This is a genomic window from Aquabacter cavernae, from assembly GCF_003993795.1.
Classification (GTDB): Bacteria; Pseudomonadota; Alphaproteobacteria; order Rhizobiales; family Xanthobacteraceae; genus Aquabacter; species Aquabacter cavernae.
Genome location: NZ_RWKV01000015.1, coordinates 272,253 through 297,708 on the forward strand (window position 1 = coordinate 272,253; position 25,456 = coordinate 297,708).

At 65.8% G+C, this 25,456-nt stretch carries 32 protein-coding genes; 17 read left to right on the forward strand and 15 right to left on the reverse strand.

Annotated features, from left to right (window positions below; translation table 11 throughout):
* Positions 1–21: 21 nt before the first annotated feature.
* The 15 genes from EJJ38_RS14625 to motA form a co-directional block, all read right to left on the reverse strand.
* Entirely contained in the window at positions 22–735 is a 714-nt protein-coding gene (locus tag EJJ38_RS14625; RefSeq protein WP_127090859.1) for a flagellar basal body L-ring protein FlgH, read from the reverse strand.
* The gene (locus EJJ38_RS14630; protein WP_127090860.1) at positions 732–1,256 is read right to left on the reverse strand and encodes a MotE family protein; all 525 of its coding nucleotides are present in this window, start codon (positions 1,254–1,256) and stop codon (positions 732–734) included. The genes EJJ38_RS14625 and EJJ38_RS14630 overlap by 4 nt, the downstream gene beginning before the upstream one ends.
* Entirely contained in the window at positions 1,253–2,368 is a 1,116-nt protein-coding gene (flgI, locus tag EJJ38_RS14635; RefSeq protein ID WP_127090861.1) for a flagellar basal body P-ring protein FlgI, read from the reverse strand. The genes EJJ38_RS14630 and flgI overlap by 4 nt, the downstream gene beginning before the upstream one ends.
* On the reverse strand, positions 2,365–2,934 hold the full coding sequence (gene flgA / locus EJJ38_RS14640) for a flagellar basal body P-ring formation chaperone FlgA (protein ID WP_245454258.1): 570 nt from the start codon (positions 2,932–2,934) through the stop codon (positions 2,365–2,367). The genes flgI and flgA overlap by 4 nt, the downstream gene beginning before the upstream one ends.
* Positions 2,934–3,722, reverse strand: a complete 789-nt coding sequence (gene flgG, locus EJJ38_RS14645; RefSeq protein ID WP_127090862.1) for a flagellar basal-body rod protein FlgG — start codon at positions 3,720–3,722, stop codon at positions 2,934–2,936. The genes flgA and flgG overlap by 1 nt, the downstream gene beginning before the upstream one ends.
* Positions 3,723–3,731: 9 nt before the next feature.
* Positions 3,732–4,061, reverse strand: a complete 330-nt coding sequence (fliE, locus tag EJJ38_RS14650) for a flagellar hook-basal body complex protein FliE (RefSeq protein WP_127090863.1) — start codon at positions 4,059–4,061, stop codon at positions 3,732–3,734.
* On the reverse strand, positions 4,061–4,477 hold the full coding sequence (flgC, locus tag EJJ38_RS14655; protein WP_205666187.1) for a flagellar basal body rod protein FlgC: 417 nt from the start codon (positions 4,475–4,477) through the stop codon (positions 4,061–4,063). The genes fliE and flgC overlap by 1 nt, the downstream gene beginning before the upstream one ends.
* A complete protein-coding gene (flgB, locus tag EJJ38_RS14660) occupies positions 4,477–4,863 on the reverse strand; it encodes a flagellar basal body rod protein FlgB (protein WP_127090865.1) in 387 nt (128 codons plus the stop codon). The genes flgC and flgB overlap by 1 nt, the downstream gene beginning before the upstream one ends.
* A gap of 81 nt (positions 4,864–4,944) precedes the next feature.
* Complete coding sequence (locus EJJ38_RS14665) at positions 4,945–5,403, reverse strand: hypothetical protein (RefSeq protein WP_127090866.1); 459 nt, start codon at positions 5,401–5,403, stop codon at positions 4,945–4,947.
* Positions 5,384–6,466, reverse strand: coding sequence for a flagellar biosynthesis protein FlhB (gene flhB / locus EJJ38_RS14670; protein WP_127090867.1), 1,083 nt, complete (start codon positions 6,464–6,466; stop codon positions 5,384–5,386). The genes EJJ38_RS14665 and flhB overlap by 20 nt, the downstream gene beginning before the upstream one ends.
* Positions 6,467–6,471: 5 nt before the next feature.
* Positions 6,472–7,497, reverse strand: a complete 1,026-nt coding sequence (locus EJJ38_RS14675) for a flagellar motor switch protein FliG (protein ID WP_127090868.1) — start codon at positions 7,495–7,497, stop codon at positions 6,472–6,474.
* 9 nt (positions 7,498–7,506) lie between these two features.
* Positions 7,507–7,869, reverse strand: coding sequence for a flagellar motor switch protein FliN (gene fliN / locus EJJ38_RS14680; RefSeq protein ID WP_127090869.1), 363 nt, complete (start codon positions 7,867–7,869; stop codon positions 7,507–7,509).
* Between the two features lie 50 nt (positions 7,870–7,919).
* The gene (locus EJJ38_RS14685) at positions 7,920–8,243 is read right to left on the reverse strand and encodes a hypothetical protein (RefSeq protein WP_127090870.1); all 324 of its coding nucleotides are present in this window, start codon (positions 8,241–8,243) and stop codon (positions 7,920–7,922) included.
* Positions 8,224–9,153: a flagellar motor switch protein FliM gene (locus tag EJJ38_RS14690; RefSeq protein ID WP_127090871.1), complete on the reverse strand. Its 930-nt coding sequence runs from the start codon at positions 9,151–9,153 to the stop codon at positions 8,224–8,226. The genes EJJ38_RS14685 and EJJ38_RS14690 overlap by 20 nt, the downstream gene beginning before the upstream one ends.
* Positions 9,154–9,156: 3 nt before the next feature.
* Positions 9,157–10,041, reverse strand: a complete 885-nt coding sequence (motA, locus tag EJJ38_RS14695) for a flagellar motor stator protein MotA (RefSeq protein ID WP_127090872.1) — start codon at positions 10,039–10,041, stop codon at positions 9,157–9,159.
* Positions 10,042–10,238: 197 nt separating this feature from the next.
* Here motA and EJJ38_RS14700 point away from each other — a divergent pair, with 197 nt between their 5' ends.
* From EJJ38_RS14700 to EJJ38_RS14780, 17 genes are all read left to right on the forward strand, one after another.
* The gene (locus EJJ38_RS14700; protein ID WP_127090873.1) at positions 10,239–11,012 is read left to right on the forward strand and encodes a DUF1217 domain-containing protein; all 774 of its coding nucleotides are present in this window, start codon (positions 10,239–10,241) and stop codon (positions 11,010–11,012) included.
* A 1-nt stretch (position 11,013) separates the two neighbouring features.
* On the forward strand, positions 11,014–11,739 hold the full coding sequence (gene flgF / locus EJJ38_RS14705; RefSeq protein WP_127090874.1) for a flagellar basal-body rod protein FlgF: 726 nt from the start codon (positions 11,014–11,016) through the stop codon (positions 11,737–11,739).
* On the forward strand, positions 11,736–13,070 hold the full coding sequence (gene fliI, locus EJJ38_RS14710; RefSeq protein ID WP_245454259.1) for a flagellar protein export ATPase FliI: 1,335 nt from the start codon (positions 11,736–11,738) through the stop codon (positions 13,068–13,070). The genes flgF and fliI overlap by 4 nt, the downstream gene beginning before the upstream one ends.
* Positions 13,071–13,150: 80 nt before the next feature.
* The gene (locus tag EJJ38_RS14715) at positions 13,151–14,404 is read left to right on the forward strand and encodes a flagellar hook protein FlgE (RefSeq protein ID WP_127090875.1); all 1,254 of its coding nucleotides are present in this window, start codon (positions 13,151–13,153) and stop codon (positions 14,402–14,404) included.
* Positions 14,405–14,447: 43 nt separating this feature from the next.
* Positions 14,448–15,887 (forward strand): flagellar hook-associated protein FlgK, encoded by a 1,440-nt coding sequence (flgK, locus tag EJJ38_RS14720; protein ID WP_127090876.1) that lies wholly within the window; start codon positions 14,448–14,450, stop codon positions 15,885–15,887.
* Positions 15,888–15,891: 4 nt separating this feature from the next.
* Entirely contained in the window at positions 15,892–16,932 is a 1,041-nt protein-coding gene (locus tag EJJ38_RS14725) for a flagellar hook-associated family protein (RefSeq protein WP_127090877.1), read from the forward strand.
* Between the two features lie 18 nt (positions 16,933–16,950).
* Entirely contained in the window at positions 16,951–17,298 is a 348-nt protein-coding gene (gene flaF / locus EJJ38_RS14730) for a flagellar biosynthesis regulator FlaF (protein WP_127090878.1), read from the forward strand.
* Positions 17,295–17,756 carry a flagellar biosynthesis repressor FlbT gene (gene flbT, locus EJJ38_RS14735; RefSeq protein WP_164738521.1) on the forward strand — a complete coding sequence of 154 codons (462 nt, stop codon included), beginning with the start codon at positions 17,295–17,297 and terminating at the stop codon, positions 17,754–17,756. The genes flaF and flbT overlap by 4 nt, the downstream gene beginning before the upstream one ends.
* Entirely contained in the window at positions 17,753–18,151 is a 399-nt protein-coding gene (gene flgD / locus EJJ38_RS14740; protein ID WP_127090879.1) for a flagellar hook assembly protein FlgD, read from the forward strand. The genes flbT and flgD overlap by 4 nt, the downstream gene beginning before the upstream one ends.
* Complete coding sequence (fliQ, locus tag EJJ38_RS14745) at positions 18,148–18,414, forward strand: flagellar biosynthesis protein FliQ (RefSeq protein ID WP_127090880.1); 267 nt, start codon at positions 18,148–18,150, stop codon at positions 18,412–18,414. Before flgD ends, fliQ begins: the two co-directional genes overlap by 4 nt.
* 24 nt (positions 18,415–18,438) lie before the next feature.
* Positions 18,439–20,547 carry a flagellar biosynthesis protein FlhA gene (gene flhA / locus EJJ38_RS14750; RefSeq protein WP_164738522.1) on the forward strand — a complete coding sequence of 703 codons (2,109 nt, stop codon included), beginning with the start codon at positions 18,439–18,441 and terminating at the stop codon, positions 20,545–20,547.
* Complete coding sequence (locus tag EJJ38_RS14755) at positions 20,544–21,299, forward strand: flagellar biosynthetic protein FliR (protein WP_127090881.1); 756 nt, start codon at positions 20,544–20,546, stop codon at positions 21,297–21,299. The genes flhA and EJJ38_RS14755 overlap by 4 nt, the downstream gene beginning before the upstream one ends.
* A gap of 21 nt (positions 21,300–21,320) precedes the next feature.
* Positions 21,321–21,725: a hypothetical protein gene (locus tag EJJ38_RS14760; RefSeq protein WP_127090882.1), complete on the forward strand. Its 405-nt coding sequence runs from the start codon at positions 21,321–21,323 to the stop codon at positions 21,723–21,725.
* A gap of 315 nt (positions 21,726–22,040) precedes the next feature.
* Entirely contained in the window at positions 22,041–22,556 is a 516-nt protein-coding gene (locus EJJ38_RS14765) for a rod-binding protein (protein ID WP_127090883.1), read from the forward strand.
* Between the two features lie 95 nt (positions 22,557–22,651).
* Positions 22,652–23,029 (forward strand): hypothetical protein, encoded by a 378-nt coding sequence (locus EJJ38_RS14770; RefSeq protein WP_127090884.1) that lies wholly within the window; start codon positions 22,652–22,654, stop codon positions 23,027–23,029.
* Positions 23,026–23,550 carry a hypothetical protein gene (locus tag EJJ38_RS14775; protein ID WP_205666178.1) on the forward strand — a complete coding sequence of 175 codons (525 nt, stop codon included), beginning with the start codon at positions 23,026–23,028 and terminating at the stop codon, positions 23,548–23,550. The genes EJJ38_RS14770 and EJJ38_RS14775 overlap by 4 nt, the downstream gene beginning before the upstream one ends.
* Positions 23,551–23,566: 16 nt before the next feature.
* Positions 23,567–25,240 carry a methyl-accepting chemotaxis protein gene (locus EJJ38_RS14780; protein WP_127090885.1) on the forward strand — a complete coding sequence of 558 codons (1,674 nt, stop codon included), beginning with the start codon at positions 23,567–23,569 and terminating at the stop codon, positions 25,238–25,240.
* Positions 25,241–25,456 lie beyond the last annotated feature (216 nt).

Consider the following 25,456-nt stretch of genomic DNA (forward strand, 5'->3'; position numbering starts at 1 on the left):
CCCTTGCCTCACCCCTTTTCGTCACCAGGGCGCGGCGGCGTCGAACAGGCGCTGCCCCCAGGCCGGCTGCTGCACATCCGTGAGGCGCCCGCGCCCGCCATAGGTCACGCGGGCCTCGGCGATGCGGTCATACGGGATGATGTTGTTGCTGGAAATGTCGAGCGGATTGACGATGCCCTGGATGTTGAGGACGCGCAGCTCGAAATTGACCTGCGTTTCCTGGGAGCCGCTGATGAGCAGGTTCCCGTTGGGCAGCACCTCGGTGACCACCGCCGCCACGTTGATGCGCAGCTTCTCGGAGCGGTCGATGGTGCCCTTGCCCTTGGTGGACGTGTCGTTGGAGACGCCGAAATTGCCGGAGGCGGCGCCCGCATTCACGCCCCGGCCGAAGCCGGCGAGGTTGAGGCCGGTGTCGAACCCGAAGTCGGACGAGCCGTTGCGCGAGCGGTCGGTCTGGTTGTCGAACTCCGCCTTGTCGTCGATGGCGATGGCCACGGTGAGCGTGTCGCCCACCTTCGTGGCGCGGATGTCGCCATACATGCTCTGGCTGTTCTGGTTCCAGGTGGAGCGGAAGGTGCGCTGGACCGGCGGCGTGAAGGTGACGGGCAGAGCCTCGCGCTGGGGCTGGAGGCCGTGTCCCACAGGGGTCAGGCTCGGGCCGTAGGCCAGGCTGTCATAGCCGGTCTGGCAACCGGCGACGGCGAACGCCGCCATGAGAATGAAGAGGTGTTTCATCCGGGCTTGCCTTCGCTGGGATTGCGGCGGGACATGCCGGCGATGGTGGTCGCCAGGAGCGCCGCGCGGCTCGGGTCCATTTCGTTCAGGATCGCGCTCGCCGTGCGCGGCGAGAGGCGGGTGAGGATGGCGGCGGCCGCATCCTCGCTCATGGCGGTGAGCTGGGCGGCGGCGGCGTCGGGGCGCATCTGGGAGACCATGGCCACCAGCGCCTCGTCGGCCTTCTTCAGGAAGTTCTCGCGGCGCTGCAGCCACGTCTGGTACTCGGCGCGCTTGGCCTCCAGCTTGGCGATACGATCGTCGATCTCTTTCTCCATGGCCACGAGGGCGGCCATCTGGCGGGTATAGCGCGCGTCATTGGCCGCATTGGCGATGCCGGCGCAATATTGCGCGGCATTGGCATCCACGCCTTCCGGAAGGCGCTGGGACACCGCGACCGGCGCCGTCTGCGCGAGGCCGGCCGCGCCCGAGGCGGCGAGGAGGAGAAGGCCGAGGGCCGAAGATGTGGCAAGCCGGATCATTGGACGACGAGCTCCGCCTGGAGGGCGCCGGCGGACTTGATCGCCTGAAGCACCGAGATGATGTCGGAGGGACGCATGCCCATGCGGTTGAGACCGCGCACAAGGGTCTGCAGGTCCGATCCGCGGACGATGGAGAGATATCCGCCGGTCTCCTGGGCCGTGACCTCGGTGCGGGGCACCACCACGGTCTCGCCATCCGAGAAGGGCGCGGGCTGGGAGACGACGGGGGTCTCGGTGACGCTCACCGTCAGATTGCCCTGGGTGACCGCGACCGTGGAAATCTGCACGTTGGACCCGATGACCACGGTGCCCGTGCGCTGGTCCACCACCACCTTGGCGGCGGTGTCCGGCTCCACCCGCAGGTCGCCGATATCGGCGAGGAAGCGGGCGACCGAAACCTGCTGCGGGCGCTGCACCACCACGGTGCGCAGGTCCCGCTCGCGGGCCAGCGGCCGGCCGAAGCGGGCGCGGGTATAGGCATTGACCGCATCCACGATGCGCAGGGCGGTCTTGAAGTCGGGATTGTCCAGCTCGACCACCAGTTCCGGCAGGTCGCGCAGCTGGCCGGGGATCTGGCGCTCCACGAGCGCGCCATTGGGGATGCGCCCCGAGGTGGGCACGCCCTGGGTGAGCCGCTCCGCCTGCCCCTGCACGGTAAAGCCGGACACGGCGAGCTGGCCCTGGGCCACCGCATAGACCTGTCCGTCGCTGCCGGAAAGCGGGGTCATGAGCAGCGTGCCGCCCATGAGGGAGGAAGCGTCGCCCACCGAGGAGACCGTCACGTCGATGCGCGAGCCGGTGCCCGCGAAGGCGGGCAGGTTGGCGGTGACGATCACCGCCGCGATATTGCGGGCGCGCAGCGGCAGGCCCTTGATGTTGATGCCCATGCGGTCGAGCATGGATTGCAGGGCCTGCTCGGTGAACGGCGAGTTGCGCAGCGTGTCACCCGTGCCCTGAAGACCCATCACAAGGCCATAGCCGATGAGCTGGTTGTCGCGCACGCCCTGGATGGAGGAAATATCCTTGATGCGCGTCATGGCGCCCGCGGGCACCGCCGCGAGGGGCAGGAGCGCGAGGACGAAGCAGAGGGCGCGGACGAGGCGGCGCATCATCCCCCCACCCTCACAGTGCCGTCCGCCTGCACGATACCCGTGATGACATGACCGGAATCGATGTTCTTGAGCCGGACGGAGGCGCCAACCGTGCCGGATTCCAGCGGCATGGCGACCGCGCGAATGGCCAGTCCGCCTTCCACGAAGACGATGGTGGCGGCGACGCCGCGGGTGATGAGCCTGGGCTCGGCGACCGCGAAGGCGGGAATGGGGTTTCCGGCCACCAGCATGCGCTTCGCCACCTTGCCCACCAGCGAGGAACGGCTGGCCGCCAGCGGGTAGCGCTGGGCATTGGCCACGGAGAACACGCGGTCCTCCAGCATGTCGTCGGTGATCACGTCGCCGGCGCTGATGGTGTTGCTGGGCACGGTCAGGATGGCTTCGGGCGCGGCGAGGGCCTGCTGGCTCCGCGCCGGGGCGAGTGTCCCGGTGTCCGGGGTCTTGGCCTGCTCGCGCACGGTGCGCGCCTCGTCCGCCAGGGCAGAGAGGCTCTGGGCACCGGCGACGCCGACCGTCCCGAACGCGGCGGCCAGCACCAGCATGAGGGTGGCGGCGATGCGGGTCATCAGCGGATTCCCTTCGAGACCACGCCGGCCATGTCGTCCGCCGCCTGGATGACCTTGGAGTTCATCTCATAGGCGCGCTGGGCCGATATCAGCTCGGTGATTTCCTTCACCGGATCGACGTTGGAACCTTCCAGATAGTTCTGGTGGATCTTGCCGAGGCCGTTCTCACCGGGATTGTTCACGAACGGCTGCCCGGAGGCGGCGGTCTCGCGATAAAGGTTGTTGCCGAGCGGCTCCAGGCCCGCGTCATTGGCGAAGCTCGCCATCGTGAGTTGGCCGAGGAGCTGGGGAAGCTGCTGGCTGGCGCGGTTCACATAGACCTGGCCGGCCTCGTTGATGACGATCTGGGTGGTGTCCGCCGGGAAGGTGATGGCCGGCTCCACCAGATAGCCGTCGGCGGTCACCAGCTCGCCGTTGGGGCCCTTATTGAAGGAGCCCGCGCGGGTATAAACCGTGTCGCCATTGGGATTGGTCACCTGGAACCAGCCGCGCCCGTTGATGGCGAGGTCGAGGCTGTTGCCGGTCTGGGTCAGCGGCCCCTGGATATGCAGGTTGCGCACGCCCACCGTGTGGACGCCGAGGCCCACCCGGGCGCCTTCCGGCACGGGCAGCGCGCCGTCCACGTTCGGCACGCCATGGGCGCGCTCCGCCTGATAGAGCAGGTCCGTGAACTCAGCGCGGGCACGCTTGAAGCCGGTGGTGTTGATGTTCGCGATGTTGTTCGCGATCACTTCCACATTGGTCTGCTGGGCGGTCATGCCCGTGGCGGCAATGGACAGGGCTCTCATGATGCGTCCTCAGATCGCCATACGGGAAATTTCTTGGTAGGCCGCGACCACCTTGTCGCGAACCGCGACCGCGGTCTGGAGCGACTGCTCGGCCGACATGATGGCTTCCACCACGTTCTGGACCGATGTCTTGCCCTGGACCCCGGAGATGGCCGCCGCCTCGCCGGCCTTCAGGTTGCCGACGGCGCCCTGGGCCACTTCGGCCAGGATGTCGCTGAAGCTCGCGGCGCCGGTCGGCTGGGTCGCGCCGAGCGCGGACGTGGCCGACGACGACGAGACCTGGGAGGTTCCGCCGATGCCGCGGAACTGGCTCGTCAGAGAGGAAATCGCGTCGATCATCAGCTGCTCCTCAGCAGATCGATGGTCATGGCCACCATCGAGCGGGCCTGCTTGATCATCTGGAGATTGGCGGAATAGGACCGGCCGGCTTCGCGCATGTCGGCCATCTCGACCGCCATGTTCACATTCGGGTACTTCACCTTGCCGTCGGTGTCGGCGGCGGGGTTTCCGGGATCATGCTCGACGGTGAAGGGCGCGCTGTCCACGCCCGTGGACTTCACCTTGACCTTGTTGGATCCCATCACGCGGTCGAATTCCTGCGCGAAATGGATGGTCTTGCGGGAATAGGGATCCGACCCGGCGGTCGCGCCGGTGGAGCGCGCATTGGCGAGATTCTCCGCCACGATCCGCATGCGCGTGCCCTGGGCCTCCAGCCCGGAACTGGCGATGGCGGTGGCGGTCTTCAGTGGATCAATCATCCCTGAGACCTCACGCTGGTCATCATCAGGCGGTGGAAGGACCGCATGACGTTCATGTCGAGGGTGTAGGCGCGATTGACCTCGTCGGCCTTCAGCATCTCCTGGTCCAGGCTGACGCTGTTGCCGGAATAGGTGACGCCCCACGTCTCCTTGCCGTCGAGACGGGATTCGCGGGTGCCTGCCCCGCGGATGTCCAAATGGGAGTCAGAGGTCTTGGCGAGTTCCAGGTGGGTCTTATCCAGCACCGAAGTGAAGGATTCCACATCCATTGCCTTGAAGCCGGGCGTGTTGGCGTTGGCAATGTTCCCGGTGATCGTCGCCTGACGGAAGGTCGCCCAGTTGGCGTGCCTTGAAACGAGATCCATGAGGAAGATGGGCTGCAATGGAGTGATCTCCGCACCGTTCACGGAGACCCTAGAACCGCAACCTTGCACGAGGCTGGCAGCCTCGTGCGTCGTCCCGGCTTATTGCCGGCTCAGCCGCGCCTCGGACAAAGCGTGGGCGAAGCGCTGAAAATTCTCCTCCGGATCCCCCAGGGCCTCGCGGAACAGGATGCCGTCGAGATGGACGCCCACGGACTGGGCCTCGAACACCACCCGGAAAAAGGCGGCAAGGCTCGCATGGTGGAGTTCGAGGTCGATGGAGACTTCCGGGGGAAAGCCCCAGTTGCTGTCGATGGTGGCGTGGTGGCCATAGCGCAGCAGTCCGGGCTTCAGCGACAGCTCCGCGGAGGACGCGACGATGTCGTTGATGTTCTCTCCCTGGTCGGCCTCGATATAGGACATGAAGATGCCCGCATTGATCAGGCAGAGTTCCGAAAGGAACCCCCTCAAGCTGTCGGCGAGCAACTTCTCATAGGGAAAAACCGCCCGCCCGCTCAATGCACGGGGATCGAGGAAGCGGTTATTGCTGGCTGTTTCCATTTTTTCCCCTCGAATATATATAATACAAAATATTAGCTACGGGGCGATAGAAGTCGGGCGGGATCCAGCGATCCACTTCCACTGCGTTGTACAGGGCACGCGCCAGTTGCTTGTCCTCGACCACCGGAACGCCGTGCCCTTCGGCGATCTCGCGGATCTTCAGGGCGATGAGATCGAGTCCCTTCGCCACCACCAGCGGCGCGCCCCCTTTGGCGCGGTCGTAACGCAGGGCCACCGCATAGTGCGTGGGGTTGGCGATGACGAGGGACGCCTGGGGCACCGCACTCATCATGCGCCGTCGCGACCGCTCCTGGGCCAGGGCCCGCAAGCGCGCCTTCACCATGGGATCGCCTTCGGCCTGCTTGAACTCGTCCTTCACCTCCTGCTTCGACATGCGCAGCTCGCTGCGCCAATGGAATCGCGACCAGACCAGATCGGCGGCCACCAGCACGATGGTGGCCACGCACACCGCCGAGATGAGCCGCGTGGCCAGCGACAGCATGACCGACGGCAGCGACAGCGGGTCGGTGAAGATGGCGTTCACCACGCTCGACTGCTCCGACATGAGCAGCGCGACCACCACAGCGCCGATCACCGCGAACTTGAACAAGGACTTGCCGAATTCCACGTGGCCCTGCGTTCCGAAGATGCGCGTCCAGCCCTTGCGGATGGACAGGCGCGACCATTGCGGCTGGATGCGGTCCAGGACCAGCCGCGGCGTATTCTGAAACAACGAGGCCACCAGGCCCGTAAGGCTGAGGATCGCCACGATGGGAAGCAGGAACTCCCACGCGAACACCAAGGCGGTCCACATCACAGATGTCGCGTCCTCCCCGTTGGAAATCGAATAACCACCGGGATCATCGATGAAACGGGCCAGCCCCTCCGTGAGCGCGCTCGTCTGGGGGCCGGCATAGAAAGAGAGGCAGGCGAGAATCCCGAGCAGCGAGGCGAACAGCGTCGCCTCCCGTGAGAACGGCACATTGCCTTTCTCGACCGCGTCCGAGATTTTCTTCTCGCTGGCGTCTTCTGTTTTGCTCTCCTTGTCCTCATCGTCCGACATCGGCGCTACCGCAGATAGGCGTCTTCTTCGTCGCCCGAATTCAGCTCGATCTCACCCTTGCCTGCGAGGTCGAGGGCGAGATCGGTGATGAGGCGGCGGGCTTCCTGGACATCACGCTGCGAGGACGGCTCGCCGGCGGTGAGTTCCTGCTCGATCATGCGGCGCACGCGCGTGCCGAGCGACGACAGGATCACGTCGCGGAAATCCGGATCCGTCCCCTTGAGGGCGAGGACCACCTTGTCCGGCGGCACCTTGTCGAACAGCGTGGTGCGCGAACGGGGCGGCAGGCCGATGAGGTCGTCGAAGGTGAACAGCAGGCTCTTGAGGATCTCCGCGGACTTGGGACGGGTGAGGGTGAGGTTCTGGAGCACGTTGTCCATGTCGTTGCGCTCCATCTTGTTGATGATGTCGGCGATACGGGCATGGGTATCGGCGGCCGCGTTGCGCGCCAGGTTCATCATGAAGTCGTCGTGGACGGTGTGCTCGATGATGTACATCGTCTCGTCCACGATGGGCTTCACGGTCAGCATGCGGCGCATGACGCCGTTGCGGACGTGATCGGGCAGATGCGCCATCACCTTCGCGGCGCAGGCCGGCTTCACCTTCGTGAGCACCAGCGCCGCCACCTGGGGATGCTCCTTCAGGATATAGGAGGCGATGACGTTCTCCGACACGCCGGAGATGCGGTCCCAGATGGAATGGTTGGCCGCGCCGAGAACGTCGTTCATCACTTCCGCGACCCGGTCGGCGGACATGAATTCGCTGAGCAGGCCATGCACGTCGCTGGGGGTCCCCGACAGGTTGGCACCTGTCGCGAACTGGGCCGCGAACTCCTCAACCGCCACCTCGATCTGCGAGCTGGTCACAGAACGCATGTCGGCGATCGCCCGGGTGACGATCTTGAGTTCGTCGGGGTTGAAATACTTCATGAGGCGACCGGCCATCGGCTTGCCCATGGTCATGAGCAAGGCGGCGACACGGTCCACGCCCTGGAGCGGGCGACTGGAGGGGCGGATGGCTGCGGCGGCCATGGCCTAGGCTCAGCCGAGGTCGCCGCCGGCGGGGCCGACGATCTCGGTCAGCGACACGCCGAACCTTGAGCTGTCATCCTCCACCACCACCACTTCCCCGCGGGCGATGATGCGCCCGTTCACCACGATGTCCACGGGTTCGCCGACCCGATGGTCGAGCGGCACAACGGCGCCGCGGCCGAGCTTCATGAGCTGCGCCACCGGCATGGAGGCGGAGCCGAGAACCACCTGGAGCTGCACGGGCACGCGCATGAGGGCTTCAAGCCCCTTGCCGGTGCCGAACACCTCGCCGCCCCCGGCGGGGGTGTCGGCGGCGGCCGCAGCGGCGTTGCCCTCATGCTCGTCCAGACCTTCGGCGAGGAAAGAAGCCATGGTGTCCCTCGAATTGGTCATAACGGGTGAACCTTCAGTGGCCGACGGGGTCAGCTGCGGCGTTCATAGGAAATGGGGCGGGCCGGTCCACGACCGGGCTGCGCCTGATGCTGGCGGCGGTCCAGCTCGACGATGACGGACTGGGCCTCGTCGATCTTCTTGCCCAAGGAGAGGATGAGGTTGCGCCCGTCCTTGTTGAGCAGGGCCACCGCCTCGCGGGCGGTATCGAGCGCGGCGACGGTCTCCCCGAGCGCGTGCTCATATTCGGCCTGGCTGACCCGCAGGGAGCGCAGCTTCAGATAGAGCATCACCACCACGGTGCTCGTGATGACGAGGGCGACGAGGAGCACGAGATCAACGGGGAAGGATGTCATCGAGGAACTCCTGCTCAAGGTCCACCGGGTCTTCGATCCGCACCACATAGGAGCCCTCGGCCTGGCCGAGATGGCACCAGAACAGCGGCTGCTTGCTGCTCTCCAGCTTCATTTTAGTCCTGGGCGTTGCCTGAAGCTTGAGAACCTGCCCGACCTTCAGATCCGCCGCTTCGCCCAGCGTGATCTGCCGCTCCTCCATGACGAGGCGCAACTGCACCTCGGCGCGGTTGACCTCGCTGCGGATATGCCGGGTCCAGATGGGATCGCGCACCGTGGTCTCGCCGGCGGAGATGCGCGACAGCTGCTGGCGCATGGGCGAGAGGGCGGTCTGCGGGATGATGACGAACATCTCGCCGCCGCGATTGATGGCCTGGAGCAGGAACTTCGCGCACACCGCGAGGTTGGCGCGGCGGCCGATCACCGCGAAGTCCATGCGGGTCTCGGTGCGCTGGAAGGTGATGTTGGTCTTCTTCACCAGCGCGAAGGAGGCGGAGAGCGCCTTGCCCATCTGCTCGAACAGCGCCTGGGCGATGCGCATCTCGATATTGGAGAAGGAGCGCTCGTCCTCGATGGGCGGCTCGGAGCCATCACCGCCGAACAGCACCTCCACCATGGTGAAGACCACGTCCCGGTCGAAGCCGATGATGACCTGGCTGTCCCACTCGGCCACATGGAAGACGCCGACGACGGCATTGCCCTCGTACATGTCCAGCATGTCGCCGATGCGCCCGCTTTCCAGCTCGCTCAGCGAGAAATAAGCCTGGGAGGCCGCATACTGGCGCAGCGCGTCCGCGCAGAATGTGGACATGCGATCGAAGATGATGTTGAGCAGCGGCAGCTTGTCGAGGGACAGGCCGGCAGCGTCCAGCAACATGTCTCGGATGTCGTGGTGGGAAACCGCCGCGTTCATGGATTATGCCGCCTGCTGCATGGCGCCGCCGACCGGGGCGCTGGAGATGGCCTCGCTCTCCACCTCGTCGATGGTCGGGCGCTCGGAGGATGCGATGGTCTTGCGCCCGTGCTCCAGGGCGATCTGCGGCAGGGCGCCGTTCATGAAGGCGATCATGGACTGCTTCACGATGATGTAGGGCTGGCACTGCTTCTCGCGGGTCAGCTTGATCTTGGCGGCAAGCGGCGAGAGCACCGCATAGGACAGGAAGATGCCGATGAAGGTGCCGATCAGCGCCGCGCCGATATAGTGGCCGAGGATTTCCGGCGACTGGTCGATGGCGCCCATGGCCTTCACGATGCCGAGCACGGCCGCGCAGATGCCGAGCGCCGGCAGCGCTTCCGCCACCGTGGAGACCGCGCTGGCCGGCTTGGTCTTGTGCTTCTTCACCGTTGCGATCTCCTGCTCCATCAGGGCCTCGATCTCGTGGGAGCGGGCATTGCCGATCACGATGAGGCGCGCATAGTCGCAGATATATTGCGTGAGGTCCTTGTCCTTCAGGATGCTCGGAAAATTCTGAAAGATCGCTGAATCATACGGGGTGTCGATGTGCTGCTCCACCTCGTTGCGCGGCTTGGAGCGCAATTCGCGCATGAGCGCATAGAGCAGGCCGAGGAGCGCCAGGAAATCCTTGCGCTTGGGGGACCGCCCGGTCACCGCCTCCACGATGCTCACCCCGGTGTCCTTGATGGTGGACATGGGGTTGGCGATGATGAAGGTGCCGAGCGCAATGCCGCCGATGATGAGGAATTCAAACGGCTGCCAGATCACCTCGACATTGCCGCCCATGGCCACGAAGCCGCCCAGAAGGGACGCAACACCTATCACGAGTCCGATCAAGACGCCCAAAGCCAGGCCCTCCAGTCTGTTCTGGACTTCTAGACCGCAAGGATTGCGCGAGGCTGGCGTCGCGAGCGGGGCCGGAACGCCGGTCGGGCCAGTCGATCGCCTTCGGGGAGTCTGCCTGGCGCAAGCTTGCTTCGGCAGGCTGCGAGCGGGCGCCTTCTGGCGACCGAGCGGCCCTGGCACTGATCGAGCGACCTGAGATGGATTCCACCTTTTCCACCTACACGCTGATCTCCAAGAACCTCACCCGCACCCTGGAAATGACCCAGAAGGAGCCGGTGGTTGCGCGCGAAACGAAATATTACGAAGAGAATATCGGCAACATTAAAAGCATCGACGATTTCGTCGGTGATACGCGCATCTTCAATTATGCCATGAAGGCCTTCGGGCTTGAGGATATGGCCTACGCCAAGGCCTTCATGCGCAAGGCCCTGGAAGGCGGCGTCGAAGACAAGAAGTCGTTCGCCAACCGCCTGAACGACGACCGCTTCGTCCAGTTCGTCACCACCTTCAACTTCGCCGCCAAGGGCGAGGCGGTCACCGCCTCCAGCGACGTGAAGAAGCCGGTGGTCGATAAATATGTGCGCCAGACCCTGGAAGTGACGGAGGGCGCGGACAATGAAGCCGTCCGGCTGGCGCTCTATTTCCAGCGCGCCGCGCCCGACGTGAAGTCGGTCTACGGCCTTCTGGCGGATGCCGCTTTGACCGAGGTGGTCAAGACCGTCTTCAACCTGCCCACCGAGATGTCCAGTGCCGACATCGACCGCCAGGCGAAGACCATCGAGAAGCTCCTGGACGTGGCGGACCTCCAGGACCCGGCCAAGCTGGACAAGCTCATCAAGCGGTTCGCCGTCATGTATGACGCCCAGAATTTCGTGGCGACATCCCCGATCCTGCAGCTCTTCGCGGACAACGGCTACGCCACGAGCCTCGATCTCTCCATGACCATCATGAACCTGAAGCACGGGGGCTGAGATGTCGGCTCCGGTCTATTTGGCCCTGTCCGCGCAGATGACGATGGAGCGGCGCCTCGCCACCATCGCCACCAACCTGTCCAACATGAGCACGCCCGGCTACCGCGCCGAGGAGGTGAAGTTCGAGTCCATGGTCGAGCGCCTCGGCAAGGACGGCGTCGCCTTCCCTCAGGAAGGCGAGGTATTCACCTCCCTGAAGGCCGGCCCCCTCACCTATACCGGCAATCCGCTGGACGTGGCGGTGCGCGGCGATGTGTGGCTCGGCATCGCCACTCCCGAAGGCCGCGTCCTCACCCGTGACGGCCGCCTCCAGATCACCGCCAATGGCGATCTTCAGTCCATCGACGGCTTCCCCGTGCTGGATCCCGGCGGCACGCCCATCATGCTCGATCCCGAAGCCGGCCAGGTCCATATCGGCGCCGACGGCTCCCTGACGCAGAACGGCGCCATCGTCGGCACGATCGGCCTGTTCGAGATGGCGCCGGGCCCCTCCCCGCTGCGCTATTCCAATTCCGGCATCATTCCCATGGCGCCGGTGAACACGGTCGTGGACTTCACCCATCGCGGCGTGCGCCAGGGCTATGTGGAAGGGGCGAACGTCAACCCCATCCTTGAAATGACCAAGCTCATCATGGTCCAGCGCGCCTTCGAGAGCGCGGCCATGGCGGTGAACCAGGGTGAGGATCTGATTCAGGAGGCCATCACCTCCCTCGGACCCTCCTCATGATGACCACATCGGATCCCCTCTCCCGGCTGCGCCTGACCGTCAGCTCGGGCCTTGAGGAGATCCCCATGGTGCGCGTCTGCGGGCGCGTGGCGGAGGTGTCGCCCACCCATATCCGGGTGGCGGGCCTGTCGTCCCATATCCGGCTGGGGGATCGCGTCGGCATTCACGAGGATGCGCGCACCACCATCGGCGAAGTGGTGCGCATCGACGCCTCCGGCGCCACCATCAAGCCCTTCGACGAGCGCGTGCCCGTGGGCATCGGGGCGCAGGCGAGCCGGCTCGGCGCGCTTTCCGTCAGCCCGGACCCGGCCTGGAAGGGCCGCGTCATCAATGCGATGGCCGCTCCCCTGGACGATCTCGGGCCGTTGCCGCGCGGCAGCGCCCGCATGCCGCTGGACGTGGAGCCCCCGCCCGCCATGCGGCGCGGGCGCGTGGAAAAGCCGCTCAAGACCGGCGTGCGCGTCATCGACCTGTTCACGCCCATCTGCCAGGGCCAGCGCGTGGGCATCTTCGCCGGCTCGGGCGTGGGCAAGTCCACCACGCTCGCCATGCTGGCGCGGTGCGAGGGTTTCGACACGGTGGTGGTGAGCCTTGTGGGCGAGCGCGGCCGCGAGGTGCGCGAATTCCTGGAAGGCCCCCTCGCTTCGAATCGGCATCGCTCCGTGGTGGTGGTGGCCACCAGCGACGAAAGCCCCATGATGCGCCGCCTGGCCCCGCAGACGGCGCTGTCGGTGGCGGAATATTTCCGCGACCGGGGGGAAAGTGTCCTGCTGATCGTGGACAGCGTCACCCGCTACGCCCATGCGGCGCGCGACGTGGCGCTGGCCGCGGGCGAGCCGGCGGTGGCGCGCGGCTATGCGCCCAGCGTCTTCAGCACCCTGCCCAAGCTCCTGGAGCGCGCGGGCCCCGGCATCGAGGGGACCGGCGACATCACCGCCGTCTTCTCTGTGCTGGTGGATGGCGACGACCATAACGACCCGGTCGCCGACGCCATCCGCGGCACGCTGGACGGGCACATCGTGCTCGACCGTTCCATCGCCAATGAGGGGCGGTTCCCGGCGGTGAACGTGCTGGGCTCCATCTCTCGCCTCGCGGAACTGGCCTGGACCCCGGAGCAGCGCGAGCTGGTGCGGCGGCTGAAGGCCATGATCGCCCGGTTCGAGGACACGCGGGACCTGCGCCTCATGGGCGGATACCACCCGGGCGCGGACCCGGAGCTGGACCGCGCCGTGGCCATGACGCCCCGCATCTACGACGCCCTTCGCCAATCCACGGACGCCCCGGCCAGCCGGGACGCCTTCGCCGAACTCGCCCAGACCTTGCAATCCTGAGAACAAGTTTCGCGCAAGCTAATTGGTATTTTCTTCCATCGCGCTCCCCCTGGGGGACGCCGAGTTTCAGGAGCATTTCCATGAGTCTTTACGGTATGCTGCGCACCGGCGTCTCCGGCATGAACGCGCAGTCCAACAAGCTCGCCACCATTTCCGACAACATCGCCAATTCGGGCACCACCGGCTACAAGCGCGCCTCCACGGAGTTTTCCTCCCTGCTGCTGCAAAGCAATGGCGGCCAGTACAATTCCGGCGCGGTCAATACGGATGTGCGCTACGCCGTCTCTGCGCAGGGCGCCTCGAACTACACCACCTCCGGCACCGACCTGATGATCCAGGGCAGCGGTTTCTTCGTGGTGCAGGACAGCTCGAACCAGACCTACCTGACCCGCGCCGGTTCCTTCCAGGTGGATGCCTCCACGGGCAACCTGGTGAACACCGCCGGCTTCACCCTCATGGGCTACGACATTTCCGGCGGCACGGCGAACGTGATCCTGAACAGCACGGAAGGGATGGTGCCGGTGAACCTCGCCGCCGCGAAGTTCTCCGCCAACCCCACCACCGAAGGCGTGTTCGGCGCCAACCTGCCCCTGGGCGCGACCCCCTCCGTCGCCATCAACAATCAAAGCTCGTCGCTCACCACCTACGACAATCTCGGCAATGCGGTGACGCTGGACATCACCTTCAGCTACGCGCCCGGCACCGACGCCGTGGTGGACGATCCGGCGACAGGCCCGGATGAGACCGCCGCCGCCGTGCCCGGCACCTGGACCATGAGCATCACCAACCGCGCCACGGGCGAGGAATTGTCGAACCAGGCCCTGTCCTTCGACGGAACCGGCAACCTGGACATCGCCGACCCCACGCTCGACATCGCCATTCCCGGCGGCTCGACCATGGTGCTCGACATCTCCAACATGACCAACCTGAACGGCAGCTACACCCCCACCGTGGCCGAAGTGAACGGCAATGCGGCGAGCCTGGTGAAGAACGTCTCCATCGGCGACGACGGCATCGTCTCGGCCCTGGATTCGAAGGGCAACAAGATCCCGCTCTACCAGATCCCCCTCGCCCTCGTGGCGAGCCCCGACAATCTGCAGCCGCGCGCGGGCAACGTGTTCCTGCCCACGACGGAATCCGGCAACATCCAGATGGCCACGGCCAACGAGGGCGGCGCCGGATATGTCCAGGCGGGCGCGCTGGAAAACTCCACCGTGGACATGGCGACCGAGCTCACCGAGATGATCGTCGCCCAGCGCGACTACACGGCGAACTCCAAGGTGGTCCAGACCGGCTCCGAGCTGCTGGACGTTCTCATGAACCTCAAGCGCTGACGGCGGTCCCCCGCCGTCCCGCGTCTCAGACTGAGGGATCCTCATGAGCCTATCACTTGCGTTCAGCACCGCGCGCTCGTCCCTGATGGCCACGGCCACCCAGATCGAGGCTTCCACGCGCAATGTGGGCAATGCCGGCGATCCGAACTCCTCGCGCAAGATCGCCGTCACCACCACCATGGGCAGTGGCGGGGCCTATGTGGTCCAGATCTCGCGGGCGAGCGACACCGCGCTCTACACCCGCATGGTCAGCGCCACCTCGGACACGGCCCGCGCACAAGCCATGCAAGGCGGGCTCGACCAGTTGCAGAGCCTGGTGGGCGACCCCACCAGCGCGCAGAGCGCCGCAGCCCTGCTGGGCACCTTCACCAGTTCCCTCTCCAACTATCGCAACAGCCCCGAGGAAGGCTCGGTCGGCACCGCTCTCGTGGTGGCCGCCAAGAACCTCACCTCCGCGCTGAACTCCGCCGCCGCCGGCGTCAATACGGTGCGCCAGGATGCCGACGAGGCCATGGCGGAATCGGTGACGCGGGTGAACGATCTGCTCCGGCAGTTCGGGGAGCAGAACGAGGCGGTGGTGCGCGGCACCAATAGCGGGGCCGACGTTACCGACGCCCTCGACAAGCGCGACGCCATCCTCTCCCAGCTGTCCGAGGAGATGGGCATCTCCACGGTGACGCGGCCGGGCAACGACATGGTGATCTACACGGACAGCGGCGCGACCCTGTTCGAGACCACCGCGCGCACCGTCACCTTCCAGCCCACCTCCAACTATTCGGCGGGCGTGACGGGCAAGTCGGTCTATGTGGACGGCGTGGCCGTGGCCGGCCCCGACGCCACCATGACCTTGAAGTCGGGCAATCTGGCGGGCCTTGCGGAGTTGCGTGACCAGACCTCCCTCACCTACCAGAACCAGATCGACGAGATCGCCCGGGCCCTTGTGGGCAGCTTCATGGAAAGCGATCCCACCGGGACGCTGCCGGACGCCCAGGGCCTGTTCACCGCCACCAACCTCTCGGACCCCGGCGCCGCCGCGCGCCTCACGGTGAATGCCGCCGTGGATCCCTCCCAGGGGGGCTCCGCCACGCTGATCCGCGATGGCGGCATCAACGGCACCGCCTATGTCCAGAATGCGGAAGGCGGCGAGAGCTATTCGGGCTGGCTGGCCTCCCTCTCCACCAACCTGTCCGCCGGCCGTACCTTCTCCACGGCGGGCGGCATCCCCACGTCGGCGACGCTGGCGGACTATTCCACCAGTTCGGTGGGCTGGCTTTCCGGCCAGCGCCAGAGCTGGACCACCGAGGCCACGTCACAGTCCTCGCTGCTGGCCCACGCCTCCACCGCCCTCTCGAACGCCACGGGCATCAACCTCGACGACGAGTATGTCTACCAACTGGAGCTGGAGAAGACCTATCAGGCTTCATCGAAGCTGCTGAGCATCGTCAACCAGCTCTACGACACCTTGCTCGAGATCACCAGGTGACGTCATGCGTACGACCTTCATCTCCACGCAGACCATTCAGAATTCCCCCCGCACGTCGATCATTCGACTGCAGCAGGAACTGACCAAGACCAACACCGAACTGGTGACGGGTTCGCGCGCGGATATCGGCCTGGATTACGGCGTGCGCTCGGACGCCAGCGTCGAGCTGCGCAACCAGAAGGCCCGCTACGAGGCCATGATCCAGAACAACACCGCCGTCTCGATCCAGCTCAAGACGACGGAAAACGGGCTGACGGACCTGCGCGACAACGCCCAGGAATTCCTCGATTCCCTCATCGCCCTGAACGATGCCAGCGCGTCTCCGGGCACGCTCGCCTCCGATGCGCGCTCGAAGTTGGACAGCCTCATCTCCACGCTGAACGTCTCCGACGGGCGGCGTTACCTGTTCGGCGGCGTCCAGAGCGGCAGCGCGCCCATGAGCAATTATGCGGACGGCGCGCAGGCGTCGGTCATCACCGCTTTCCAGACCGCGTTCGGCGGCCGCACGCCTGACGACACCACCATCAGCGACATCACTCCGGCCGACATGGAAACCTTCCTCAACGGGGCCTTCGCGGCGGAGTTCGAGGAGCCGGCCTGGGGCACCAACTGGTCGTCCGCCTCGGATGAGGCGCGCAGCAGCGCCATCTCTCCGTCCGAGACCATGACCACCTCGGTCAGCGCCAATGAGACAGCCATGCGCAAGCTCGCCATGGCATACACGATGGTAGCGGAGTTTTCGACCAGCAATCTGGACCCGAAGACCCTCGAAGTGGTGGCGACCAAGGCGCGTGAAATTCTCGGCGTGGCCGTCAACGGCCTCATCGATGCCAGCACGCAAATGGGGTCCGTACAGGCCCGGATCACCACGGTGAACGACCAGATGACCAAGTCCACCGAAAACCTGAAAAGCCAGATCAGCTCGTTCGAGTCGGTGGATCCTTCGGAGGCGAAGACGAAAGTAGACCTTCTGACGACGCAGATCGAGATGTCCTACTCGCTGACCTCGCAGATCATGAAGCTTTCGATCCTCAATTACGTTTAATCGGCGAGGTACATGACGATGTACAGGATTTCTTACGCAGAGATCGTCAACGACTCCAGCGCCGAGCGCCGCGCGCAGGAGCGCCTCGCACTCGATCACGCCATCGACCTGCTCACCGCGGCCGAGGACAAGGGCCCCAATTCCCCCGAGGCCATGCAGGCCGTGCTCTACCTCCAGAAGCTCTGGGGCTTCCTCATCAAGGATCTGGCCGACCCGGGCAACGAGCTGGGCGAGGCGCTGCGCGCCAACCTCATCTCCATCGGCCTCTGGATCATCAAGGAAGCCGACCAGATCATGCAGGTGAAGGGCAAGAGCTTCACGGGCATCATCGACGTGACCCGCACCATCCGGGATGGCCTGAAATGACGAAGCCCATGCGGATCAACCTCAAGCCCGGCGAGCGCATCTTCATCAACGGAGCCGTGGTCCGGGTGGACCGCAAGGTGACGCTGGAACTGATGAACGACGTGTGCTTCCTCCTGGAAAGCCACGTCCTGCAGGTGGAGGACACCACCACCCCCCTGCGCCAGCTCTATTTCACCGTGCAGGCCATGCTCATCGATCCGCGCAACGCGCACAGCGCGCTGGGCCTGTTCCAGCAGCAGATCGAGGCCCTGCACCAGGCCGTCGAGACCCTCACCCTCCTGGAGGCGCTGGCCCAGGTGGAGATGCTGGTGACCCGCGACCGCCTCTATGAGGCGCTGCGCCAGATCCGTTGCCTTTTCGCGATGGAGGATGCCATCCTCGCCAAGCCGTCTACCGCGAGCACCGTGCCCGCCGCCCCCCGCGCGGCGCGCGTCCCTGTCCTGGAGAGCACGCTATGACTACGGTCTCCTCCCTGAACAGCAATGCCGCCAGCAACTCGTCCGCCGGCAGCGCCACCAGCAAAACCGTGGACTATGATGCGTTCCTGCAGCTCCTCATCGCCCAGATGAAGAACCAGGATCCCACCTCGCCCATGGACAGCTCGGAATACATGTCCCAGCTCGCCTCCTTCTCCCAGGTGGAGCAGGGCGTGGCCACCAACAAGAAGCTGGACACCCTGCTCGCGTCCAACGCGGTGGAGAATGCCGCCAGCTTCATCGGCAAGACCCTCACCAGCGCCGATGGCACCGTGACCGGCGAAGTCGCCTCGGTGAAGACCTATAGTGACGCCACGGTGGCGACCCTTACCAGCGGCAAGGAAGTGGTTCTCGAGACCGGCATCTCCGTCGCATGACCGAGGCGGATGCCCTCGATCTCGTCCAGTCCGCCATCTGGACCATCCTGGTGGCAGCCGGCCCCGCGGTCGCGGTCGCCATGCTCGTGGGCATTCTCATCGCCCTGCTCCAGGCCCTGACCCAGGTGCAGGAAATGACGCTGACATTCATTCCCAAGATCATCGCCGTGCTGGCGGTCGCCGCGTTAACCGGACCTTTCATGGGCGGTCAGATCATGGCCTTCACAGAATTGGTGTATGGCCGCATTACAACGGGCTTCTGAAGCTCCCGGAAGGGCGGCTGAGCAATGAGCGACATGTCCATCACGGGTCCGACATCCGGCGCAAAGCCCGCCCCCGCTGAACGGGCCTCCCGCAGGGATATCGGCTTCGCCATGGGCGTGGTCGCCATCCTGGCCATCCTGTTCCTGCCCATTCCGCCGGTCCTCATCGATCTCGGCCTCGCTCTGTCCATCGCGCTGTCGGTCCTGATCCTGATGGTGGCGCTGTGGATCAACAAGCCGCTGGAATTCTCCGCCTTCCCCACCGTGCTGCTGATCGCCACCCTGCTGCGCCTCGCGCTGGGCATCGGCACCACGCGCCTCATCCTCTCCCACGGCTCGGACGGCGTGACCGCCGCCGGCCACATCATTCACGGCTTCTCCCAGCTCGTCATGAGCGGCGACTTCGTGATCGGCATCGTGGTGTTCCTGATCCTGGTGACGGTGAACTTCCTCGTCATCACCAAGGGCGCCACCCGTATCGCGGAAGTGGGCGCCCGCTTCACCCTCGACGCCATCCCCGGCAAGCAGATGGCCATCGACGCGGACCTGAATGCCGGGCTCATCAACGACAAGGAAGCGCAGAAGCGCCGTTCCGAGCTGGAGGAGGAAAGCGCCTTCTTCGGCTCCATGGACGGCGCCTCCAAGTTCGTGCGCGGCGAGGCCATCGCATCGCTCATCATCATCGCGGTCAACATTTTCGGCGGCATCATCATCGGGGTGACGCGCCACGGCATGCCGCTGGCGGACGCCGCCGACATCTTCACCCGCCTCTCCGTGGGCGACGGCCTGGTCTCCCAGATCCCCGCCCTCATCGTGTCGCTGGCGGCCGGCCTGCTGGTCTCCAAGGGCGGCACGCGCGGCTCTGCGGAAAAGGCGGTGCTGAGCCAGCTCGGCGCCTATCCGCGTGCCCTGTTCGTGGCCGCCGGCCTCATGATGGCGCTCGCGGTGGTACCAGGCTTGCCCTTCCTGCCCTTCGCGGTGCTGGGCGGCATCATGGCGTTCATTGGCTACACCATCCCGAGGCAACTGGCGAAGAAGAAGGCCGCCGAGGATGCGGTCGAGACCGCCAAGCAGGAGCAGGCCGCCAAGGAAGCGCGGGAATCGGTCAAGGAATCGCTGCGCACCTACGAGGTGGAACTGGCCGTGGGCAAGCAGCTCGCCACCAGCGTGCTGCGCAATCCGCAGGACTTCCAGCTCCGCATCTCCAAGATCCGGCGCAAATTCGCCCAGCGCTACGGCTTCGTGGTGCCCGAGATCAAGTTCGGCGAAGACCTCTCCGTCCCCGGCAAGAGCTACCAGATCAAGATCCACGGCACCGCCGTCGCCACGCAGGAAATGCGGGTGGGCGAATTGCTGGTGGTCACGTCCGACGGCCCCAAGCCCGACGTGCCCTGCGACGAGGTGCGCGAGCCCGCTTTCGGCCTCAAGGCCGTGTGGGTCTCCGAAGCCTATGCCACCGAAGTGCGCCGCGAGGGCTTCCACCCCGTGGACACGCTGTCGGTGATGCTCACCCATCTCAGCGAGGTCATCAGCAACAATCTGGCGCAGCTCCTTTCCTACAAGGACATGCGCACGCTGCTGGACCGGCTGGACCCCGAATATAAGCGCCTCATCGACGACATCTGCCCGTCCCAGATCTCCTTCTCCGGCCTCCAGGCTGTGCTGAAGCTGCTGCTGGCGGAGCGCGTCTCCATCCGCAACCTCCACCTCATCCTCGAAGCCATCGCCGAGATCGTGCCCCATGCCCGCCGGTCCGAGCAGGTGGTGGAGCATGTGCGCATGCGCATGGCGCAGCAGATCTGCGGCGACCTGTCCGAGGGCGGAACGCTCAACGTGCTGCGCCTCGGCTCCAAGTGGGACCTGACCTTCCACGAAAGCCTCAAGCGCGACGCCAAGGGCGAAGTGGTGGAATTCGACATCGATCCGCGCCTTGTGGAGCAGTTCGGCACCGAGGCCTCCACCGCCGTGCGCGACCGCATGAAGCTGGGCGGCAGCTTCGTGCTGGTCACCGCGCCGGATTCTCGCCCCTATGTGCGCATGATCATCGAGCGCATGTTCCCCTCCTTGCCCGTGCTCTCCCATGTGGAGATCGCGCGCGGCGCGCAGATCAAGTCCCTGGGCACCATTTCGTGAATGCGGAACTCCAGGTCTGGATCATCAATGCGATCCTGGTCTTCTCCCGCATCGGTGCCTGCCTGATGCTGCTGCCGGGCATTTCGGGAAACCGGCTGCCCATGCAGGTGCGCCTGTTTCTCGGGGTCAGCCTGTCCCTCGCCTTGCTGCCCGTCGTGGAACCCGCGCTCGCCCGCCAGGGGCCGCCCTCCACGCTGGCGGACCTGTTCCTGGCCATCTCTTCCGAACTGGCGGCGGGCGCCTTCATCGGCCTGCTGGCGCGGATCTTCTTCATCGCCTTCCAGACCCTTCTGTCGGCGGCCGCGCAGCTCATCGGCTTCTCCTCCATGGTGGGGAGCGTGGTGGATGACGGGCAGCAATTGCCGGAAATCGCCACCCTTCTCTCGCTGGTGGGCGTGATCCTGATCTTCGTCAGCGGCCTGCACTGGCAATTGCTGCGCGGCCTCGTGGAATCCTACAGCCAGGTTCCACCGGGCCTGTGGCTCGGCTCGGGACGGATGCTCACCTCCCTCACCGACCAGATGAGCGCCACCTTCATCCTGGCGCTGCGCATCACCAGCCCGTTTTTCATCTATGGCGTGATCGTCAACTTCGCCATCGGCCTCACCAACAAGCTGGTGCCGCAGATTCCGGTCTATTTCATCTCCACCCCGTTCGTCCTGGCGGGGGGACTCATCTTGCTCTACGCGATGGTTACGGAGATGCTGGAAGCATTCCTCGACGCCTTCGCCCTCTGGGCCAGGAATATGTGAACAGGAATATGTGAAGCGGCCATGAGCAACCGCACACGCAAGGCCCGGCGCCTCGTCGCCCTCCAGGACCAGCTCCATCGCTCCAGCGAATGGAAGCTCGCCGGAATCCGCACGGACATCGTCCAGAACGAGCATACCCGCACCGCTCTGCTGGACACCCTCACCGACGAATTGCTCGGCCCGGTGCTGGTGGACGTGGCGGCCCGGCGCCTCAAGACGGTCGCCCGGGAACGGGCCGTGCTCTCCAGCGCCGAGACCACCCAGGCCGCCAAGGTCCTTGAGGAAGCCCAGCGCCTGAAGCGGGCGGAGCGCATGCTGGAGAAGGTGCGCACCGCCGAAGCCCATGCCCGCGAGAAGGCGGATTTCGACACGCTTCTCGATCAGGTGGCCGCCCGGAGCGCGAAGTCCGACGCCGACGGCGCCTGACGCTCCCGGTCAGGTTCCGCGCGGGGCCTCCATTCCGGGACGGGCCCGCGCAGATGATGCGGCGGCGTATTTGACCTCATTCGAGATCGCATCCGCCATATTCGCCCTGTGGCTGCTCGACGCTGAGCCGGAGAAGGCCGCCGGCTCAACGTCGCGCCTGAACCGCACCGGATCACCACGAGACCCTGCAACTTTGCCTGCCAAAGCGGATCGTTTTGCCACAACCGGCTCCAGCGGCCTCTTCCCCATGCAAGCCTGCCGACAGCTTGAAGAGGCAAGAATAGTTGCTGAACCTGGACGAAGAGCAGCAGGACAATGGGTATCCAACCTCCTTCAGACCTGATCCTCGACGTGATCAATGCCGCCGATCCCACCAAGGCCCAGGCCATGGCGACGCGACTCCGGCAGGCTTCCAGCACCTCCTCCGCCACGGCTTTCTCCGGCCAGTTCGATACCGAGATGCGCCAAATGGGGCTGCCGGTGGACCAGTTGTCGGTCCTCAGCCCGGCCTCGTCCATGAACCTGCGCAACGCGACCGCCCTCGCCCAGAAGGGCGCGGTCCAGGGCAATTCGGAAACCTACCGCCAGTTCGAGGCCATGATCCTCTCCAGCTTCGTGCAGAACATGATGCCCGCCAAGGCGTCCAGCGTGTTCGGCTCGGGCACTGCGGGCGAGGTCTGGCGCTCCATGCTGTCGGAGAAGATCGCCAACGAAGCCTCCAAGGCCGGCGGCATCGGCATCGCCCAGCGCGTCTCCGCCAGCGTCGCACGCAGCGCCGCCGCCGCGGACAACCTGCCGCCGCCGGTCCAGCCCAGCGAGCCGAAGGCATGAGCACCTTCAACAGCGCGTCCCCCTACCCGCAGATGACGGAAGAAGAACGCCCGCGGCGGTCGCCCGCATCGTCTTCGCCCGCACTGGAGCCCTCCATGGATGATCGCGCCCTCGACGCCGCCTCGCCGTCCACCCTGGTCAGCGCGCTGGACCGGCTGGAGGAACTGGTTCGCGAGGAGACCCAGGCGCTGCGGGCCCATGCCGACATCGACTTCGCCGAGATCAGCCGCCGCAAGAGCCGCAGCCTGCTGGAACTGACCCGCATCGCCCGCGCGGTGCCCCCGCGCCTCGATAACGGCACGCTCAACCGGGTGCGCGCCCTGCGCGAGGCGCTGCAGCAGAATTTCGAGCTGCTCGGCCTGCATCTGTCGGCCGCGCAGGAAGTGGGCTCCATCCTCCACTCGGCCATCCGTGAAGCCGAATCCGACGGCACCTATTCCACCTCCGGGACCTATGGGCGGGGGATGACGTGATCCGCTTCCTCTTCATCGGCTTGTGGGTCTGCGTGGTCACCCTTCTGTCCATCTACGGCACCGCCTATTGGGCCGCCGGCGCCTCGGACATGAAGGCGGAGATGCCGTTCAGCGGCGGTCCCGAATATGTGCGCCTTCCCACCATCAACGTGCCGATGATCATCGACGGAAGCGTGCGCGGCTATGTGATCGCCAAGCTGGTGATCACCACCGATTCCTCCCAGCTCCGGCGCCTGGGCGTGGATCCCCAGGTCTTCGCCACCAGCGCGGCCTTCACCGAGATTTACAATAACGGCCGGGTCGATACCGGGAAGCTGTCAAAGTACAACTTCAAAGACATGCTGGACAAGATCAAGAAGGACGCGAACGCCAAGATGAACGGCGAGGTCATCCATGATGTCCTGATCGACAGCATCAACTACATCGACAAGAACGACATGCGGAAGATGGCGGAATCGCCGACTGCCCAGCCCCCATCGAAAGCCGACAACACAGATAAATCGGCAAAGGCCACGCACTGATCCCGAGGAGCGGAACATGAAGATAATCAACAAGATCTACGGGATTGTCGGAGTTCTCGGGGTGTCCACCCTCACGCTGGCCGGCGTGTCCCTGTACGCGCTGAAGGAGCAAGCCTCCTTTATCCAGGAGCTGGACCAGGTCTCGCGCCGCCTGTTCCTGTCCGAGCATATGAACGGCCTCATCACCACCGTGGTGATGGAAGCGCGCGGCACCTACATGGCTGAGACCAAGGAAGAGGCCAAGCCCTTCGCCGCCGGCATCCTGCGCACGCTCGACAAGCTGGACAAGGCAGCCGCCCAGGCCAAGGACGCCGCCCCGCCCGATGAGGCCGTGGTGGTCGCCCAATTGTCCGACGACCTCGCGAAATTCCGCCAGTTCCGCACCGAGACCGCCCGCCTCGCCGTCGAGGACGGCCCCGCGGCCGCGAGCCGCCAGGGCAATAACGACGCCAACCGCGCCAACCGCAAGGCGCTGCAGGACTCGCTGGGCAAGTACACCGCCATCCAGGAAGCCTCCATGGCGCCGCTGGCCCATCGCTCCGAGGAATTGCGGGCGAGCACGCAGACCGTCATCATCGCCACCACCCTCGTCGGGCTGCTGGTGGGCATCGGCATCGCGCTCTATGTGGGCATCATCACGCTGAGCCGGCCCATCGCCCGCATCGCCGACGCGCTGAAGAAGGTGGCCGCCGGCAATCTCGACATCGCGGTGGAGACGAAGCTCGGCAATGACGAGGTGGGCGACCTCTGGCGCAGCACCGACCGCCTGCTGGTGGAACTGCGCGAGGCCGAGCAGATGCGCGAGGCGCAGGCCGCCACCGCCGTGCGCATGGAAGCCGAGAAGCGCCAGGCCATGCGTGAACTGGCCGATCGCTTCGACCAGGAAGTCTCGGGCGTGGTGCGCACCGTGGCCGCCGCCGTGACGCAGCTGGAAAGCAGCGCCTCCACCATGAACTTCTCGGCGGACGAAACCTCCCGCCAGTCCACCATCGTCGCCGCCGCCGCCGAGCAGGCCACCAGCAACGTCCAGGTGGCCGCCTCCGCCGCCGAGGAACTGGCCGCCTCGGTGCGCGAGATCGGCGCCCAGGTGTCCACCGCCGCCCGGATCGCGGGCGAGGCCACCGACCAGGCATCCGGCACCGTGGATGTGGTGCGGGGCCTTGCCGCCAGCGCCGAGCGCATCGGCAAGGTGGTGAACCTCATCACCGACATCGCCGCGCAGACCAATCTGCTGGCGCTCAACGCCACCATCGAGGCGGCGCGGGCGGGCGAGGCGGGACGCGGCTTCGCCGTGGTGGCCATGGAGGTGAAGACCCTCGCGGAGCAGACCTCCAAGGCCACCGACGAGATTTCCTCCCAGATCTCCGCCGTGCAGGGCGCCACCCATGAGGTGGTGCGGGCCATCGAGGGGATTTCCGGCACCATCCGCCGCATCGACGAGGTGTCCGCCGCCATCGCCGCCGCCATCGAGCAGCAGGGCGCGGCCACCGGCGAGATCGCCCAGAACGTGCATCAGGCCGCGCAGGGGACGCTGGAAGTGTCCTCCAGCATCACCACCGTCAGCAGCGCCGCCGCCGATACCGGCCGCGCGTCCGGCGAGATCGTGCGGTCCGCATCCGACCTTGCCTCGCAGGCCGGAAACCTGCGCTCGCAGGTGGACAATTTCATCGAGCGCGTTCGCGCCGCGTGACGAGACGGGCCCGCCGCATCGGCGGCGGGCATCAGGGGGTTGAGCCCTTCCGGCCGCGGACCCGCGCCAGCGGTATCGCCCGGAGGGGATCGTGGTGGTTCCTGCGCCACCGGCAACGGCCTGCGTACGCCCCTGTTCGGGGCGATGGCCTGCCGGGGGCGCGGGGCTCCATCACGGGGAACATGGACGCTGGGACCACACCGTCCGGGGACGGGA